Source organism: Idiomarina sp. A28L (assembly GCF_000218785.1).
In the GTDB taxonomy this organism is placed as follows: domain Bacteria; phylum Pseudomonadota; class Gammaproteobacteria; order Enterobacterales; family Alteromonadaceae; genus Aliidiomarina.
In genome coordinates this window covers 1-908 of sequence record NZ_AFPO01000008.1, presented here as the reverse complement: position 1 = coordinate 908, position 908 = coordinate 1, and the positions used below count along the sequence as shown (strand labels likewise).

General features: G+C 42.7%; 1 protein-coding gene. It reads left to right on the top strand.

All coding sequences use genetic code 11. From position 1 onward, the window contains the following. Positions 1 to 135: 135 nt before the first annotated feature. Positions 136 to 908, top strand: a 773-nt coding sequence (locus A28LD_RS03070) for a hypothetical protein (protein ID WP_007419599.1), incomplete at its 3' end; no start/stop codon positions are given.

Sequence of the window (908 nt, the reverse complement as noted above, 5' to 3'; positions counted from 1 at the left end):
GTAGGAGCCCGCCGCTCGTCTTTGCAAAGCTTTTGAAGCGCTACCTTATGTGAATATCTCACTAGCTCAATATTTTCTATCGGGCCTGTTGAGCGGTTGACGAGCGACGCTGTTAGACACGTCAGGAGATAAAAAATGTTGAACGAAAATATTCAACAAGCAACCATTGGTGGTATTAAACGTCTTGCCAACCAGCTTAAAAAATCAAATGGTTTACCCTATCACGAAGCTCTAAATATTGCTGCTCGAAGCGCTTCTTTTGAAAACTACGCGCATGCGAGCAATCAGCTCGAAAATTCGCATATAAAAAACCATACTCATCGGTTGTTTTTTACCAGTTATTGGTACGACATAAAAAAACGTAAAATGGGCCGGGAAGTGCTCGATATTGAGCTTTCAAAACCTTTACTCAAGATAATCAACAAGAATGAGTACAAACGTGCTATCGGCATGGCAGCTTTTAGGCTTGCCTCGCCAAACCATTTCGTCAATGACGACGTTGCTCAATCGCAAGAAGGCTCTATAGACGTCATTTGTAAAGCCGTTAGGATGTTGCGATTAATCGAAGCTACAGGTTTGAAGCCTAACATCAATCACCATCAGTCCTACCCTAATGAAAGTTACCAAAACAAACTGCCTCAAGCAGATCACTCATCTCATTGGTATGATCCTGTCACGGGGCAATCAGTTCTAATTGACGAGCCATATCTTACAGCTGTGATTCATGGGGAAAGAGCCGAATGGGCGAAAATGCATAATTGGCACTTGCAGGCTTCAACATGGCCAGGTATGTATTATCCTGATATGTCATACTTTTTTGTCGCAACCGATGCTACAACCGGTTTCGATCTCAAAGGCTTAATGGATAAAATTAACAGTATTCCCAACCCACTCTCAAGCGAGAGCTG